The sequence below is a fragment of the Thalassospira profundimaris WP0211 genome, from assembly GCF_000300275.1.
In the GTDB taxonomy this organism is placed as follows: domain Bacteria; phylum Pseudomonadota; class Alphaproteobacteria; order Rhodospirillales; family Thalassospiraceae; genus Thalassospira; species Thalassospira profundimaris.
Window position 1 is genome coordinate 388995 of record NZ_AMRN01000002.1, and the last position, 17200, is coordinate 406194.

The window sequence follows — 17200 nt, forward strand, 5'->3', positions numbered from 1 at the left end:
AACACGGATTCTTTTTATATATAATAATTCTGCGCAGGCCGACAAAAACGGCTGCTGTTAACCTGCATACCGGCCATGCAGACGTGCCAAGTGGTTTCCAGCAAGGTATGCCGACAGCGCAAAAGCGTCAGCAAGGGGTTGCGGAAAGCGGGGCAAAGCGTGATCCCGGCAGGCAAATTGGCGGATGTCTACGGGAGTCGCCATGGCATGTCAAGGACGCATCTAAACTTTTATTTTTACAATAAAATCAATAACTTACGCGTTAACGTTTTCTTTGCGTCAAATGCCGTTTTGCGGTATGTTCGCTCCTTTCTTCCACAGAATCAGAGATGAGCCATGCTGCGATCGCAGCTTAACGACGCTTTGAAAAAGGCCGTCCTTGCCAAGGATGCCTGCTCCGTAACCACCGTGCGCCTTATTCTGGCGGCACTGAAGGAACGCGATATCGCCGCACGGAGCGACGGCAACACCGATGGCATTTCAGATGATGAAATCATCAATCTGCTTCAGGCGATGGTAAAACAGCGCCGCGAAAGCATTGAAATGTACACCAAAGGCAATCGCCCGGAACTGGCCGAACAGGAAGCCTCCGAGATCGAGGTCATCGAAAAGTTCCTGCCGGCCCAGCTGTCCGATGAAGAAATCGAAGACGCCGTGCGTGGCACTGTTTCGGAAATTGGTGCGACCTGCCTTAAGGATATGGGCCGCACCATGGCAGCTCTGCGTGAAAAATACAGCGGCACGATGGATTTCGGCAAAGCCGGTGGTGTCGCCAAAAAACTGTTGGGTTAATCGCAACAGGACTATGTCATTTGAAAGCCGGGCGTGTAAAATCGTCCGGCTTTCGTCGTCCCGGGATCGGACAATAATCACATCAATCAGGTCAACCGGGGCAGGGACAATCAACAGAGTTGCAGCACACTGCTGTGACATTACGGGAACGGGGCACACATGAGCTTTCCCCAGTCGTTTCTAGACGACCTGCGGGCGCGGGTGGGACTGGCGGATGTCGTCGGTACATCGGTGAAGCTGATCAAACGCGGCCGGGAATATTCCGGGCTGTGCCCGTTCCATTCTGAAAAATCCCCGTCCTTTACGGTCAATGAGCAAAAGGGTTTCTATCATTGCTTTGGTTGTGGCGCGCATGGCGATGTCATCAGCTTTGTGATGAATACCCGTGGCCTGACTTTTATCGAGGCGGTTGAGGTGCTGGCCAATCAGGTCGGCATGGAAGTCCCCAAACAGTCCCGCGAAGCCCAGGAACGCGAACAGAAGGCCAAAACCCTTTACGAGGTCATGGAGGCAGCCTGTGCGTTTTTCGAACGCATGTTGCGCATGCCCGAAGGCAAGGAAGGGCTTGATTACTTCCATCAGCGCGGGCTCGATGACAAAACGATATCCGACTTCCGGCTGGGCTATGCCCCGGACAGCCGGGGGGCGCTGAAGGCAGCGCTCAAGCGCGAAGACATCGATGAAAAACTGATGATCGAGGCCGGGCTTCTGATCGAGCCCGAAGATGGCAACCGGCAAAGCTACGACCGCTTCCGGGGCCGGGTCATGTTCCCGATCCTGGATCGGCGTGGACGGGTGGTGGCCTTTGGCGGGCGCGTCATGGGTGATGGCAAGCCGAAATACCTCAACAGCCCGGATACACCGCTGTTTCACAAGGGGCGGTTGTTATATGGTTTGCCGCAGGCCCGAGAAGCATCGCAACAGGATGCGCCGATCATTGTTACCGAAGGCTATATGGATGTGATTGCCCTGCACCGTGCGGGCTTTCGCGGGGCGGTGGCGCCACTTGGCACTGCGGTGACCGAAGAACAGATTGGCGAGCTTTGGAAAATGACCAACGAGCCGATCCTGTGTCTGGATGGCGATGTTGCCGGCAAGCGCGCAGCGGTGCGTGCCGCCGAACGCGCACTGCCGATTTTGCGCCCGGGCAAGTCATTGCTGTTTTCGATCCTGCCCGAGGGCGAAGACCCGGACAGCCTGATGGCGGCCCCGGATGGCTTTAACAGTTTCCGCAAGATCATCGAGCATGCCGTGCCGTTGGCCGAGCTTGTCTGGCGCATGGATGCGGGCACGCACAAGATTGATACCCCGGAACGTCGTGCAGCCCTTGAGGCGACGATAAATCAACGCATTTCCGTGATTGCCGATGAAGCAGTGCGGTCGCAATACAATTCGTTTTTCCGCGATCGTATCTGGAAGCTGTTCAAGGGAGATCGGGGCGGAAAGCCCGCAAACCGGTCGGGAAATTCGGGCAATTTCCAAAATAAAAAATCCGGATGGGGTGGCAAACGGGGAAAAAATGACCATTTCTGGGGTCCGGCCGGTAAAGCGGTTCCGGGCATGTCGCGACCGCCCATGCAAAAGAAGCGTGACCTGCAAGACTCCATTCTTTTGCTGACATTGATCAACCATCCTGCCTTGCATGATGAGATTGGTGAACAGCTGGGAATCTATAGTTGTGCAGACTCCGCGCTTGACAATCTTCGTCGGGCCGTCTTAAAGCTGCTTGACGATGATCCTGGACTTGATTGCGAAACGATCAAGGCCCAATTGGAGCGCGACGGGCTGTCAGAGACAGTTTTGCGGGTGGTGAGTGCCGATGTTATTGCGCACGCCGCTTTCGCCAAGCCCGAAACGCCGCTCGAACGGGCCCTGACGGGTTGGAAACAGGTTTTTTCCATGGCTGTAAGCTCCCTGGAGGACGAAGAGGCAAAATACGCCGTCCGACAGTTGGCAGCAGATACCAGCGAGGAGGAATGGGAAAGATTTTCTCACAGACGAGAGGATCTGGCCCGACGCCGGGAGAAAGTGTTTAAGCTCGACGACTGATCATTGATCACGTGTGTGGTCTGGATCAGCGATCGGGCTATTTGTGATTTGCGCTGAAAGACACGGCGCTTGGGACAACAACGGTACGAACGTACCCAGCGGGAAACGGGGAATAGATGTCGTCTAAGACTTCGAACGCTGAAGAGAAAAAGAACTCTTCTGAAAACGCAGACGGACCTCTTCTCGATACATATAAGTCGGCCATAAAAAAGCTCATTGCCAAGGGCAAGGAGAAGGGCCACATCTCGGTCGATGAGTTGAACGCGGCCCTGCCATCCGAGCATTTCTCCTCGGAGCAGATCGAAGACGTGATGAGCAATCTCAACGAGATGGGCATCAATGTCATCGATGGCGATGAAGCCGACGACAATGACGACAACGACGATTCCGATGCTGATCCGCGTGGCAACATCTCCGAAGATGATGTTGGCCGGACCGATGATCCGGTGCGCATGTATCTGCGCGAAATGGGCAGTGTTGAACTGCTGTCGCGCGAAGGCGAAATCGCCATTGCCAAACGTATCGAAGCCGGTCGCGACATGATGATTGGCGGGATTTGCGAAAGCCCGCTGACCATTCGTGCGATTGTGAACTGGCATGACCAGCTTCAGGCTGGCGAACTTTTGCTGCGTGACGTCATTGACCTTGAAACCACCTATGGCGGTGGCCCGGAAGCGGAAATTGCCGCGGCCGAAGGTGAAGACGAAGAAGATACCGACGTCGATGCAGAGGCAGATGTCGAAAGCTTCGAGTCGGCCAATGACGACGATGACGAAGAAGCCGAGACCGAAACCCCGGCCGGCCTCACCGATGAGGCCGAAGAAGACGAGGACGAAGAGGACGACGAGTCTGAAAAGTCCGAGGATGAAGAGGGTGAGGCCGGCGCTGACGGCGACGATGATGACGACGATGACGAGAACGAACAGGTCAACGTTTCGCTTTCCAAAATGGAAGAGGAACTGACCGAGCAGGTTCTCGAGAAGTTCGAACTCATCGCCAAGACCTATGAGAAATTGCACAAGGCGCAGGAACAGCGTCTGGTGGCAATGAACAAGGGCGAGGCCGTTCCGGCCGCGACCGAAAAGCGCTATAACAAGCTCAAGAACGAGATGGTTGACCTGATGGAAGATGTTCACCTGAACAACTTCCGCATTGAGGAACTTCTCGATCACCTGACTGGTTTGAACAACCGTTTGCTCGGCCTTGAAGGCAAGCTTCTGCGCTTTGCCGACCGTTGCAAGATCAAACGCCCCGATTTCATCAAACAGTATCAGGGCCATGAACTTGACCCGAACTGGATGGAACGCGTTGGCGGCTTGCCGGGCAAAGGCTGGAAAACCTTTGTTGAACGCTATTCCGAAGAAATCGCAAGTCTGCGCGAAGGCATCGGCGGTGTTTCGGCCGAGGTCGGTTTGCCGGTTGGCGAATTCCGCCGCGTTTACGGCGTGGTCAACAAGGGCGAACGCGAAGCCGGTCGTGCGAAAAAGGAAATGATCGAGGCCAACCTGCGTCTCGTGATCTCGATCGCCAAGAAATACACCAACCGCGGACTTCAGTTCCTTGACCTGATTCAGGAAGGCAACATTGGCCTGATGAAGGCGGTGGATAAATTCGAATACCGCCGCGGGTACAAGTTCTCGACCTATGCGACCTGGTGGATCCGTCAGGCGATCACGCGTTCGATCGCCGATCAGGCGCGCACCATCCGTATTCCGGTTCACATGATAGAGACCATCAACAAGCTGGTCCGTACCTCGCGCCAGATGTTGCATGAAATCGGCCGTGAGCCGACCCCGGAAGAGCTGGCAGAAAAACTGCAGATGCCGCTTGAGAAGGTCCGCAAGGTTCTGAAAATTGCCAAGGAGCCGATCTCGCTCGAAACCCCGATCGGGGACGAGGAAGACAGCCATCTTGGCGATTTCATCGAAGACAAGAACGCCGTTCAGCCGCTTGATGCTGCGATCCAGGCCAACCTGCGTGAAACCACCACGCGCGTTCTGGCATCGCTCACCCCGCGTGAAGAACGTGTTCTGCGTATGCGTTTCGGGATTGGCATGAACACCGACCACACCCTCGAAGAGGTTGGTCAGCAGTTCTCCGTGACCCGCGAACGTATCCGTCAGATCGAAGCAAAAGCGCTGCGCAAGCTCAAGCATCCGTCGCGCTCGCGCAAACTGCGTTCGTTCCTCGATTATTAAGAAATTACGCGACGTTCGGGCTTGACCTTGGCCGGAAAATCGCTAGTTTTCGGGACCGCACCGGACCACCGGTGCGGTCTTTTCTTTACCCGGACTTTTGTCTTGGGGGCCCGTAGCTCAATTGGTTAGAGCCGACCGCTCATAACGGTCTGGTTGGGGGTTCAAGTCCCTCCGGGCCTACCGTGGAGCAGTGATTACAGAGCGTACTCACTGCTCCATCGCTTTCAATCCTCGTGCAAGAATTAGTCTGATATCGCAGGGTTCGATAAACATGCCGGTCACAGAATTTGTGCCGTCGGACCGGAATATGTCATTTAGTGCAAGGACGCGATCAAGCCCGTTACAATGTTCTGACGATTCTTAGCTGAGTGCGTCAGGTCTGCGAAACTGATCATTACTTTTTCAAGTGTTGCCCAAGCGGTTTCTTTTGACATCGCGCTGAGGTCGCGCGCGACTTGCCATGGATCCAGCCCAAGTCTGGCCAACATTGAAAGTGTTGTAACAGGCGTTCCGTTCAAACCTGCACCGATCCTTGTTTGCAGAAACCTGTCGTATCGTGTGTCGAGGCCGTTTGGATAGTTTTCCATAATGATAGACCAATCCATGCAAATGTCGGTGTTCGATCTTTGGCAAGAAGCCTGATTTAACTGCCCTGGCGAAATGCCATGTGGTTGACATTATGGATCAAGCTGTGCGCGGCGGAGCTAATGTGGATTAGTTGAGCGTTCATAACGCTATTTGGCGCGCAGAAAGAAGGGCTGCTCGGCTTTGCCAAAATCGATCTCGCATCTGAACGGATTTCTTTCAATTGCAGACGGAGCATTTTGCCAAAACTAACCGAGGTTAGCTCCGCAGGCACACAATCGGTGTAAAAGAGTAGTCTTCATTAAATGTTCTGCGATGTTGGATCGCATCTCGTAACCGGTCGGCTTGGATTAAAATCAAGGCCGGTCTCTGCCTGCGGGTTGCTGGCAGGCGCCGATTTGATCGCTGTATCAATCCGTAATTTTCCAATCATTTGAAAAATCGCGACGCATGTTCGTTCGCGTCGTTATGCGTGCTTCGAAAAGCAAAGAGCCGTGTTTTATCAAGCCCTCTTTGCGCGAAACAATCCAGACATTTGAGCCCTTTATCTGCCCTTTTGGAGGACAAGATTATGAACTATCCCGATTGGTTGAAGCCTTATGTTCTTGGTGCGGTTTCCGGTGCGGCTTTGGCAACGGTTGTCGGCTTTACCTGGGGCGGCTGGGTGACGGGCGGTGACGCGCGTCAGATGTCAGAGACAATGTCCGATGACAAAGTGATCGCCGCGTTGGTGCCTGTTTGTGTTGCCAAGGCGAGTGCGGATTTAAATCGTGCGGCAAAACTCGAAACGATCCGGGGGGCTTCAAGTTATCAGCAAAGAGAAGCCCTGATGGAAGCCGGCTGGGCAACGATGCCAGGCACCGATATTCCAAACCGCGATCTTGCACAGGCTTGCGTCAAAGCGCTTGAGCCGGAGTTGTCATAATTGCAAAACCCAAGGAGACAAAGATAGTGTCAGACGAGAGAAGGGCCTCTCCTTTGCCGCCTGAGGCGACATCCTTGGAGCGGCGGGTTCTTGCCCATGAGAGGATTTTGCAATCGCTTATCGCTTACATGTCGCGAAGCGATCCGCGATTTGTTGAGCATCTGCAAGACAGGTTTGTTGTGCCGATGTCGCGGGCGCCTCATGAGCATGACCACAAAGAAACAGACGAATATGCCGAAGATTTCATTCGCGCTGTGATGTTGCTTGAGGCGAAAGGCCTGACAGACCGTGACAAATCCGCGCTGAGCAAGAATACGTCGGTCAGGCAACAGGGCGGTGTCGACTTTGTCCATGCACCCTATGCACAGCGTATCGAGCGCGGCGGTCGGGTTGATCGTGTGCAGTTGATCAAAAAGAACAACATCTGGGAAATCAGTGTGGATGGCGTTTTTCGCGGGCACTATCACGACCGCGAGCATGCCCTTGCAGCCGAGGCCCTTGCGAAGCTCTCACTATCTTGAGGACGCTTTGCAAGGCTGTTGCTTTGTCCCACTCAACTCGGTCAGGACACCTTAAATGCGTTTAAGCATTGGATATTATTTCCAGTATCAATTGCAGCAAATCACACCAATGATCGCGCTGCTAAATGTTCATCACTCCCGCGTTCATGATCTTGAGGGCGACGACCGCCTGCAGACAGTACCGGAACTGGCGCAAACACGTTATGTCGACGGGTTTGGCAACATCTGTACGCGTTGGACTGCGCCGGTCGGTAAATTCGTCTTGCAATCAGACGGCGTTATCTTCGATGACGGGACCGAGGATGAGCCATGCCGGGATGCCAAACAGCATGCGGTCGAGGATTTGCCATCTGATACGATCATTTACCTTCTTGGCAGTCGCTATTGCGATACGGACCTGCTGTCAAACGAAGCGTGGCGACTTTTTGAACGCACACCGCCGGGTTCGGAAAGGGTTCAGGTGATATGTGATTTCGTCTACGATCACATCACGTTTGGATATCTTGATGCACGTGCGACACGGACCGCATCAGAGGCGCTTAAGGAGCGACGCGGCGTTTGCCGGGATTTCACGCATCTTGCCATCGCACTGTGTCGCTGCATGAATATTCCGGCGCGTTACTGCACCGGATATCTCAGTGATATCGGAGAACCATTGCCCCATCCGAGCGGCGATTTTGCGGCATGGATGGAGGTTTACCTTTCTGGCCGATGGTGGGTATTCGATCCCAGAAACAATTCCCCGCGGGTCGGTCGTGTATTGATCGCCAGAGGACGGGATGCGGCCGATGTGCCATTGCTGCAAACCTTTGGCGAAAGCATTTTGCGAGACTTCCGCGTTTGGACGGAAGAATTGTGATGCTTTTTCATGATGGGTTCCAAAAAACCGCTCAAGAGATAGCGGGGCCAGCTTATGCTGTCTCTTGATCTGGTCCATTCAACGATCTACCGCTATCACTGGCCGGTTTTACTTGGGCCGCATCGATTGATGCTCCGCCCACGAGAGGCGCGCGATACCCGTCTGGTGTCCTTTGAGGTCACAATGAACCCGGACGCAGAGTTGGTCTGGACTCATGATGTTGCTGGCAACGCGATCGCAACAGCAAATTTCAAGGACAAGACCGACTATCTTAAAATTGAAAGCCGGTCCAAAATCGAGATGGCTGCTTCGCAATGGCCGGTTTTTACAATCTCGGCGGCGGCGTGTACTTTTCCGTTCTCATATTCAGACGATGAATGGATTGATCTCGGTGCTTTGACAGCACAGCATTACCCGGATCCGACCGGGCGATTATCAGACTGGGTGAATGGTTTTATTTTCAGCAGCCCGACAGACACGCTGTCCTTGTTAAAGGACATTAGCTTCGGGATATCGCAACGCACGACCTACAGAAGGCGGGAGAGCGAAGGCACACAAACCCCGCTGGAAACGCTGAACAATCAGGAAGGATCGTGTCGCGATTTTGCTGTTTTGTTCGTTGCCGCTGCGCGTTGCCTTGGTTTCGGGGCAAGAATTGTGTCCGGGTATCTGGTAAATACAGATAGCAGCTTAAGAGGATCAGATGGGTCAGGTTCAACGCATGCCTGGGCGGAGGTCTTTCTTCCTGGTGCCGGTTGGGTTGCGTTTGATCCGACAAACCGCAGTGTGGGATCGGGCAATCTTATTTCGGTTGCCGTGGTTCGTGAAATGACGCAGGCCGTTCCGGTCGCCGGTGAGTTCACAGGGGGCAGGGGCGCACTTATTGACATGAACGTTGCCGTCTCCATCACTTAAATCCCGCGCCAGTTCAGTGATCTTGTTTTTTGCTAATCTACCCAGCGAATTTGATCTATTTGAGTTTCAGCGCATTCCCACCCTTGATGATCCTGTCGATCAGGCTGTGGACAGCCTGATGATCTGTTTGGGATGGAGTGCCTGCGGTTGCGGGATTATGTGCGTCTCTCGCATCCTCAAGAATACCGGCGATATCCTCCGTGCTGAGAATTCCAAGATCGCCCAGGCATATTAGAGTAGACTCGCAAATCGACAGCGCTGCAGATCCCTGGATATCCATAGAAGAGTTCATGGTGCGCCCTTTCTTCTGTGCGCTTTGGCACGCAAAGCCATGGTTTAGGTTCCGCTTTTCCTATCGCCCCTCGGTCCGGCGCAGCATCGGCAGGTTGGTCTTAACAGGGTTGCTGACTTCCGTGCGACAATGAGGGGCGCCGATATTCAATGGTGAGGACGGGTTTGATGGTTTCCTCGACGGCGGCTGTTTCAAAGCGACTGAAAAACTATATCGACCTGACAGAACAGGAGCTCGATACCCTTTCAAGAATGATTGGTCCGTCGCGGATGATTTCTGCAGGTGGAGAAATCGTTCACGAAGGGCAAAGCGGGCATCGTGCCTTCATTTTGCAGGACGGTTGGGTGATGTCCTACAAGTTGCTTCCCGAAGGTGCGCGCCAGATTATTGACTTTCAGGTGCCCGGTGACTTCCTCGGGTTGCGAAGTTTGTTGCTTCGCACGTCGGACCATAGCTTTGAGGCGGTAACGGATGTTCTGGTTGGCGAAGTCAAAGCGCAAGACATGTTGTCAGCTTTCTCATCAGCACCGCGTTTGGCGATGTCGATATTGTGGTCAGTGTCCTGCGACGAGGCGATGGTTGTGGAGCATCTCGTCAATATCGGCAGACGCTCGGCGATTGAGAGAACTGCGCACTTTCTTCTGGAACTTGGTGCGCGGCTCAGATCAATCGGTGTCGGTGATGCGCACGGTTATCCGTGTCCTTTATCGCAATACCAACTGGCCGATACGCTTGGCCTTAGCGCCATCCACATCAATCGCGTTTTGCGCCAACTGCGAGAACAGAATTTGGTCACTTTCCAAAAGGGAGTTGTCCAGTTCAACGATTTGAAAAAACTGACCGAACTTGCTGAATTCGAAATGGGATACCTCGATCAGGTTGGCCCCGTTCTTGTATCGTAAGTCATCCTGACCAATCGTGTTGGTTACGAGAAATCCTTGCCAATCATCCACTTTTCTACGTCAGCAACGGCTTCTTCCTCGGAAATGGCGCGGCGCACTTTGATCATGTTACACAGCTGCCCCTTGGTCTTTATTGTTGATAGGTCATAGTGGGTAAGGAAGTTCCAATTGTTTTTGGCGTCGGCAAGGTAGCCTTTTTTGCGTTTAAGCGTTTCGGGCGTCTCGCCACCTGTAAATAGAAGAAGAGTTGTCGTCAGGAAGCGAGCCGCTTGATTTCAGGCGGGTTAAGTCCCGCCTGTATCATACCCCTAACTCGGGTGTGCCCATTGAGATCGGAGTCATCGGCATTGATCCTGATGTTTTTGATCGTGCAGCCTTGCAAGATGGCGCGAGGGTTTTAAGAGATCTTCACACTGAAGAGAGTGTTTTGAGGGTTTCTGCGTTTGATCGGTTTGCAATTGAACGCGGTGAGAATGAGGGAATGTCGGTCACGCGAAGGGAAGTCGAGGTTGCTGGAAGTAGCGTCGACTGAGTTCAATTTCGGTACAGCTGCAAGACGTTCATGCCTTGTTGGGTGAAGAACTGTATCTGCCTTCCCAATGTCTGTTGGTTGTAAGTGATTCCTGATGGTTGGGAGGTGGAAGTGCTCATGCTGATGAGGGTCGCATCCCGGCGGGCCAGAGCAAGAATGTCGGGTGCCACGTTCTTGTCGTGGAAAATGATATCGGCTGTTTCGATGTTGCCGGCAACGCCATGCGGGATGTCATAGGCGTTATCGGCGTTGATTGTGACCTGCAAGGATTGGCCGGACGGCACGGTTGCGCTGCTGCCTTGCGGGACAAAGGTGCGGAGTTCATGTGCGAGGTCATCGGGCGTGACGTTGCCGGTGTTGTCCGCGCGCAAGGCGTTTTGGAAAAACCGGGTCCAGAAGCGCTGTCGAGACAGGCTGTCGCTTAAATGCGCGGCGACTGTTTCGCGGGCATCACGTGCGATTTTGGCAATGTTTGACAAGGTTGCCGGGAACACGGTTTCAAGCCGCTGGCGTAGCATGCGTGCCAGTGCCGGGGCACAGGCACCCGTCGAGATCGTGATCATGATGGGCGCGCGATCAAGAATGGCGGGCACAATGAAGTCGCAATGCGCGGTCTTGTCGACGACATTGAGCAAGATGTTGCGTCGTTTGGTTGCCGCCTCGACCCGCTTGGTCAGGTGGGGATTGTCCGTCGCGTCAAACACCATGATCGCGCCATTAATCATGGTATCGACAAACGGGGCACGTTCCCATGTGATCTGACCGGTATTGTGCATGTTTGCAACATCATCGCACACTTCAGGCGCAATTACCGTGATGTCGGCGTGACTGCGCAGCAGAAGGCGGAGCTTGCCCGCGGCAACTTCGCCGCCCCCAAGCACAACGACCTTCTTGCCCTGCACTTTCACAAATGCCGGGAAGTAGGCGAATTTTTCGTCCGGCTGATCGGTGGTTGACCGAGGTGCCGTGGCGTACAGAGTGCTATTCTGCGGCGCGCGGTAATACGTCATCGAGAATCTCCTTTATCTCCGGCACGCAGGATCCGCATCCTGTTCCGGCCTGAAGCAGGCGGCCGATATCGGTCGCCGTCACGGCATTCTGTTCAGAGATGGCTTTGCTGATTGCGGCCAAGCCAACCGAGAAGCACGAACAAATCAGGCGATCATTGATCGCCCCGGCATCGGGCATCCGCCCAGCCAAAAGCGCGTTGCGTTCAACCGGCGCGATGGCATCCGCACCAAACAGGTTTGAAACCCAGTCACGACCAAGTGCCGGACGATCCGGGCCGACAAACAGCGCGGCGGTAATGCGATCACCCTCGAGGCGGGCAAACCGATGGACACCCTTGTTGGCGTCGGAATATTCAATGATCTGCTCAACGTCCCTGCTTGCTGTAATCGGCAAAAGGGATTTAAACAGGATCGTGGCATCACCGGCGATTTCGTAAACCATGCTGCCCGGTCCGGTCGCACCGACCCAGTAGGGCAGTTTGGAAAGATCGACCGGCGTACTTGAAAACAGCAATCCCTGCCATTTGGCGCTAAACGGTTCGAGGGCGACCGGAATATGTTTGCTTTCGGGTTGGCCGGAGTGGGGGTCAACATTGGGGGGCTGTAGTCGACCAATCCCACCCGCGGCCGAGAAGACATCGTTCCAGTGCATCGGAACGAAAACCTGTCCTGGTGTTTGTGCATCCGTAATTGCCACCCGCATCAACGCAGTGCCATGCGGGCTTCTGATCCGGGCGATCCCGCCATCAGCAAGGCCGTAAAGCGCAGCATCCTTTGGGTGAATTTCAAGCAACGGTTCGGGGCGATGCGCGCTGAGCCGGGCAGCAGTACCTGTGCGCGTCATGGTGTGCCATTGATCGCGGTAACGGCCGCTATTGGCAATCAGCGGATATTCCCGGCTGGTTTGAGATTGCGGGCCGCTGTGGGTAAGGCCAAGCATCTTGGCGCGACCACTTGATGTGGTGAAGATGCCATCGCCATAAAGACGTGTTGCGCCATTCGCCGGCTGAGATTTGCGCGATGCCGGCCATTGAAACGGTGCCATACTGTCATAGGCCGATTTTCTGGCCTTGTGCCATGCGCCGATATCAAAGGCACGTGTGCCATCATTTTCGAATTCCGACAGGGCGGCGTGCTCGTCAAAGATGTCGCTTGGGTCCTTGTATTTGAACGCCTTGGCATAGCCCATGGCCTTGGCGACTTCGGACATGATCCACCAGTCTGGCTTGGCATTGCCAAGGGTTTCTCGGAACGGGCGTTGGCGCGAAATGCGGCGTTCGGAATTGGTGACCGTGCCCGATTTTTCGGCCCAACCAGCAGCGGGGAGTTTGATGTCGGCATGGCGCAATGTATCGGTATCGTTCACCACGTCCGAAACAATCACCAAAGGACAGCGCGACAGCGCAAGCCGGACGCGATCGGAATCCGGAAGGCTGACGGCTGGGTTGGTCGCCATGATCCACACGGCCTTGATTTCCCCCCGCTCAATGGCGCGGAACATATCAACCGCCTTGTATCCTTCGCCCTGTTCAAGAACATCGGATTTCCAGAACCGACGCACGCGATCAACATCAGTCGGGTCATTGGGGTTCATGTGGGCGGCCAACTGATTGGCAAGCCCGCCAACTTCGCGTCCGCCCATGGCATTGGGCTGGCCGGTGACGGAAAACGGGCTTGAACCCGGCTTTCCGACGCGCCCTGTTGCCAGATGGCAATTAAGGATCGAGTTGACCTTGTCCGATCCGCTTGAGGACTGGTTTACCCCTTGCGAGAACACCGTGACAGTGCGTTCAAAGGCAGCAAACCAGTTAAAGAACGTTTCCAGTTTTCCCAGACCCGAGCCGAGTTCATCAGCGCTTTCATGGGTGTCGAGCCCGCATTTTTCTGCGGTTGTCTCGATATCGGGGCAGTCAGCACGTGCTTCTGCCACGGCGTGTTCGTAGCCGGTCACATGACGGGCCACGTAACGAAGATCGGTATTGCGGGTTTGATCAAGCCAGGCCAGCAACCCGTTAAACAGGGCAACGTCGCTGCCCGGTTTGATCGGCAGGTGCAGATCCGCAATATCGCAACTTGCCGTCCGCCTGGGATCAATCACGACGATCTTTGTGCCGTGCTTTTCCTTGGCCGCGCGCAGGCGCTGGTTCAGCACCGGGTGACACCATGCCAGATTTGATCCGGTCAGAATGACCAGATCGGCGATTTCAAGATCCTCGTAACAGCCCGGCACAACGTCAGCGCCAAACGCCCGCTTATGCCCGACAACGGTCGAGGCCATGCACAGCCGGGAATTGGTATCGATATGCGGCGATCCGATGAAGCCTTTGATCAGCTTGTTGGCAACATAGTAATCCTCGGTCAGAAGTTGACCCGAGACATAAAATGCCACCGATTTCGGACCATGTTGATCGATGGTATCGCGCAGGCGCTTTGCCGTTTCGCCAATCGCATCATTCCATGCGACCTGCTTGCCATCGACTTCGGGTTCCAGCAGGCGAATATCGCGCTGTTCCTCGGCCATAATAGTATCGATCAGCGCGGCACCCTTTGAGCATGTCCGCCCAAAGTTGGCCGGATGATCCGGATCGCCACCGACGGCCCATCCATCGCGGGTTGGTGAAATGATCAAGCCACAGCCAACACCGCAATAGGGGCAGGTTGTTTTGACCTCATCCTGCATGGCGCAATCCAGCTTGCAGTTCTGTCAGGCCAACACGCACAACGCCGTTCACGACCTGACATTCGACTTTGGCGGCACACCCGTCATCGGGGCCCTGGGCTTCACCGGTTTCAAGTGAAAACACCATGTTATGAAGCGGGCAGGTCACGAAATGACCATGGACGATGCCCTGTGCCAGCGGTCCCTGTTTGTGCGGGCAGCGGTCGAGCAGGGCAAAGACCTGATCATCAAGTGTTCGGAAAATCGCGATGCGATCGGTTTCGGTTTGCAAGGTGCGGGCCCCCTGCTGCGGGATGGCAGAGGCAGGGCCAACTTCTACCCATGTCAGATTATCGCTCATCTGTCTTACTCCGCTGCAATTATGGAAAGGGGATTGAATTCATGCGCATCAACGCCTTCGGAGGCGCGCTCTGCCCATGGATCAATCTGCGCTGTTTTCTGACTGATCATGAAGCGATCAAACAATGCTTTGCGATTGTCTTCATCATCGACAACACGTTCCTGAACATGTTTCAGGCCAACTCGCTCGATCCAGGGGGCGGTGCGTTCAAGATAGCGGGCCTCTTCACGGTATAGCTGTATGAAGGCGCCGCAATATTCCTTGACCTCTTCGTCGGTTGTTACCTTGCACAGAAGGTCGGTTGCGCGGACGTGAATGCCGCCATTGCCGCCGACATGAAGGTCCCAGCCACCATCGGTTGCCACAACACCAAAATCCTTGATCGTGGCTTCCGCGCAGTTACGTGGGCAGCCCGAAACAGCCATTTTGAACTTGTGGGGCATCCATGATCCCCAGGTCATTTTTTCCAGCTCGACAGCCATGCCCATCGACATCTGGGTGCCAAAGCGACACCATTCCTGCCCAACACAGCTTTTGACGGTTCGAAGCGATTTGCCATAGGCATGACCCGATACCATGCCCGCCGAATTCAGGTCGGCCCAGACCGCTGGCAGGTCTTCTTTCTTGACCCCAAGAAGGTCAATACGCTGACCACCTGTGACCTTGACGGTCGGGATTTCGAATTTATCGGCGACATCGGCGATGGCGCGCAGTTCGCGCGGGTTGGTCAAGCCACCCCACATGCGCGGAATGACCGAATAAGTCCCGTCTTTCTGGATGTTGGCGTGTACACGTTCGTTGATAAAACGCGATGCACCATGATCAACATATTCACCCGGCCATGCAGCCAGCAGGTAATAGTTCAAAGCCGGACGGCAAACATGGCAGCCATCAGATGACTTCCATTCCAGTTCCTGCATGACAGCCGGCATGGATTTCAGGTTTTTGGCAATGATCAGACGACGGACACTGTCATGATCATGATCGGTGCAGGTACAGATCGGCTTGACCGTCGCGGCCTGATAGTCGCCGCCAAGGGTTGCAGCCAACAGGTTTTCAACAAGGCCAGAGCATGACCCGCAGGATGCCGATGCCTTGGTATGGCCTTTGACCTCATCAAGGGTCGTCAGGCTCTTTTCACTGATGGCGGCAACGATCGATCCTTTGCAAACGCCGTTACAGCCACAAATTTCTGCATCGTCTGGCAGGGCTGCAACGGCATCAAGAGGGTTTCCAGAAGATCCCCCCGCAAATGCCTGACCAAAGGCAAGTGTGTCACGCAGTTCGGTGACATCTTCGCCATCCTTCATCAGCTGGAAATACCAGCCGCCATCAGATGTGTCGCCATACAGGACCGCACCCTTGACCTTGCCGTCTTCAAGCACGATACGCTTGTAAACGCCGCGACCGGCATCGCGGAAAACGATTTCCTCTGTCTCGCCGCCGCCGGAAAAATCACCTGCGGAAAAGACATCGACGCCTGTCACCTTAAGCTTGGTCGAGGTGACTGAGCCGGTATAGCCATCCGTTTCGATTTCGGCCATGTGATCGGCGAGTGATTTGGCCATTTCAAACAGCGGAGCGACCAGGCCATAACATTGACCGCGATGCTGAACACATTCGCCAACGGCAAAAATCGCCGGATCACTGGTGGTCATGACATCGTCAACCACGATGCCGCGTTCGACTGCAACACCCGCGTCTGCGGCAAGGCGCCCATTTGGGCGAATGCCAACAGCCATAACCACCAGATCAGCCGGGATCATACGTCCGTCTTTAAGGCGAACGCCGGTAACATGTTCACTGCCAACGATTTCGGCGGTATCGGCCTCGGTAATCACCGTGATGCCGCGACGTTCCAGTTCTTGCGCCAGAAGATAACCAGCCGACGGGTCAAGCTGGCGTTCCATAACATGGCCTGCCAGATGCAAAACCGTGACATTCATGCCGCGCGATTGCAGGCCAACGGCCGCTTCAAGGCCCAGAAGGCCGCCACCGACGATGACCGCCGGGCCGCCCTTGGCAGCAGCACCAAGCATGGTCTCGACATCATCGACATCGCGGAATGTCACAACACCATCAAGCTTATGGCCCGGAACCGGGATAATGATCGGATCGGAACCGGTGGCAAGCAGCAGTTCGTCATATTCGGTTTCCGTACCGCTTTTGGAAATCACCACCTTGCGGTCGCGGTCAATCTTGACCACCGGGTCGCCGGAATAAAGATAGATATTGTTTTCCGTGTACCACTCGGGCGTGTTGATGACGATTTCGTCGAAGTCCTTTTCGCCCGAAAGCAACGGCGAGAGCATGATACGGTTATAGTTCACGCGCGGTTCGGCACCGAAAACCGTAATGTCGTATTTGTCTGGTGCGCGCGACAGGATTTCTTCGACGGTGCGCATGCCAGCCATACCGTTGCCGATGACAACCAGGCGGGATTTTGCGGTTCTTAATGCTGCAGTGACGTGGTTCATTTGTCTCTGGCTCCTCGTCGCGGGATGCGAAGTTGGCACAAAAAAACGCCCGATGCGGCCTGCTCCCAAAAGAGGCATTTCGCAACGGACGTCATTATCCGGTGAACCCGTCGTTGGATTCTA

14 protein-coding genes and 1 tRNA gene are annotated in these 17200 nt (G+C 54.8%); 9 read left to right on the top strand and 6 right to left on the bottom strand.

Translation table 11 applies throughout. The features are described 5' to 3' along the window. Positions 1-336: 336 nt before the first annotated feature. The 4 genes from TH2_RS06050 to TH2_RS06065 all read left to right on the top strand — a co-directional run bounded on the left by TH2_RS06050 (position 337) and on the right by TH2_RS06065 (position 5219). Positions 337-792 (top strand): GatB/YqeY domain-containing protein, encoded by a 456-nt coding sequence (locus TH2_RS06050; RefSeq protein WP_008889523.1) that lies wholly within the window; start codon positions 337-339, stop codon positions 790-792. A gap of 159 nt (positions 793-951) precedes the next feature. Beyond that, positions 952-2841 (top strand): DNA primase, encoded by a 1890-nt coding sequence (gene dnaG / locus TH2_RS06055; protein ID WP_008889524.1) that lies wholly within the window; start codon positions 952-954, stop codon positions 2839-2841. Between the two features lie 116 nt (positions 2842-2957). Continuing rightward, positions 2958-5039, top strand: a complete 2082-nt coding sequence (gene rpoD / locus TH2_RS06060; protein WP_008889525.1) for an RNA polymerase sigma factor RpoD — start codon at positions 2958-2960, stop codon at positions 5037-5039. A 106-nt stretch (positions 5040-5145) separates the two neighbouring features. Then, positions 5146-5219 (top strand) — tRNA-Ile (locus tag TH2_RS06065). Between the two features lie 134 nt (positions 5220-5353). Here the strand turns inward: TH2_RS06065 and TH2_RS06070 are convergent. Beyond that, complete coding sequence (locus tag TH2_RS06070) at positions 5354-5644, bottom strand: hypothetical protein (protein WP_008889526.1); 291 nt, start codon at positions 5642-5644, stop codon at positions 5354-5356. A 551-nt stretch (positions 5645-6195) separates the two neighbouring features. Between TH2_RS06070 and TH2_RS06075 the strand changes: the two genes are divergently transcribed. From TH2_RS06075 to TH2_RS06090, 4 genes are all read left to right on the top strand, one after another. Beyond that, complete coding sequence (locus TH2_RS06075; RefSeq protein WP_008889527.1) at positions 6196-6549, top strand: hypothetical protein; 354 nt, start codon at positions 6196-6198, stop codon at positions 6547-6549. Between the two features lie 185 nt (positions 6550-6734). Continuing rightward, the gene (locus TH2_RS06080; RefSeq protein ID WP_202948994.1) at positions 6735-7070 is read left to right on the top strand and encodes a hypothetical protein; all 336 of its coding nucleotides are present in this window, start codon (positions 6735-6737) and stop codon (positions 7068-7070) included. A 55-nt stretch (positions 7071-7125) separates the two neighbouring features. Beyond that, positions 7126-7929 (top strand): transglutaminase-like domain-containing protein, encoded by an 804-nt coding sequence (locus TH2_RS06085; RefSeq protein WP_008889529.1) that lies wholly within the window; start codon positions 7126-7128, stop codon positions 7927-7929. A gap of 54 nt (positions 7930-7983) precedes the next feature. After that, entirely contained in the window at positions 7984-8844 is an 861-nt protein-coding gene (locus TH2_RS06090) for a transglutaminase family protein (RefSeq protein ID WP_008889530.1), read from the top strand. 55 nt (positions 8845-8899) lie between these two features. On the opposite strand, the gene TH2_RS06095 is transcribed toward TH2_RS06090, so the two are convergent. Next, positions 8900-9136, bottom strand: coding sequence for a hypothetical protein (locus TH2_RS06095; RefSeq protein WP_008889531.1), 237 nt, complete (start codon positions 9134-9136; stop codon positions 8900-8902). A gap of 167 nt (positions 9137-9303) precedes the next feature. Between TH2_RS06095 and TH2_RS06100 the strand changes: the two genes are divergently transcribed. Next, positions 9304-10038, top strand: coding sequence for a Crp/Fnr family transcriptional regulator (locus TH2_RS06100; RefSeq protein WP_008889532.1), 735 nt, complete (start codon positions 9304-9306; stop codon positions 10036-10038). A 534-nt stretch (positions 10039-10572) separates the two neighbouring features. On the opposite strand, the gene TH2_RS06110 is transcribed toward TH2_RS06100, so the two are convergent. Genes TH2_RS06110 through nirB form a run of 4 tightly spaced genes read right to left on the bottom strand, consistent with a single transcriptional unit; the run spans position 10573 to position 17077 of the window. Further along, positions 10573-11580, bottom strand: a complete 1008-nt coding sequence (locus TH2_RS06110) for a precorrin-2 dehydrogenase/sirohydrochlorin ferrochelatase family protein (RefSeq protein WP_008889533.1) — start codon at positions 11578-11580, stop codon at positions 10573-10575. Then, complete coding sequence (locus TH2_RS06115; protein WP_008889534.1) at positions 11552-14260, bottom strand: nitrate reductase; 2709 nt, start codon at positions 14258-14260, stop codon at positions 11552-11554. The genes TH2_RS06110 and TH2_RS06115 overlap by 29 nt, the downstream gene beginning before the upstream one ends. Then, positions 14250-14600 (bottom strand): nitrite reductase small subunit NirD, encoded by a 351-nt coding sequence (gene nirD, locus TH2_RS06120; RefSeq protein WP_008889535.1) that lies wholly within the window; start codon positions 14598-14600, stop codon positions 14250-14252. Before nirD ends, TH2_RS06115 begins: the two co-directional genes overlap by 11 nt. A 5-nt stretch (positions 14601-14605) precedes the next feature. Then, complete coding sequence (nirB, locus tag TH2_RS06125; RefSeq protein ID WP_008889536.1) at positions 14606-17077, bottom strand: nitrite reductase large subunit NirB; 2472 nt, start codon at positions 17075-17077, stop codon at positions 14606-14608. Between the last annotated feature and the right edge of the window lie 123 nt (positions 17078-17200).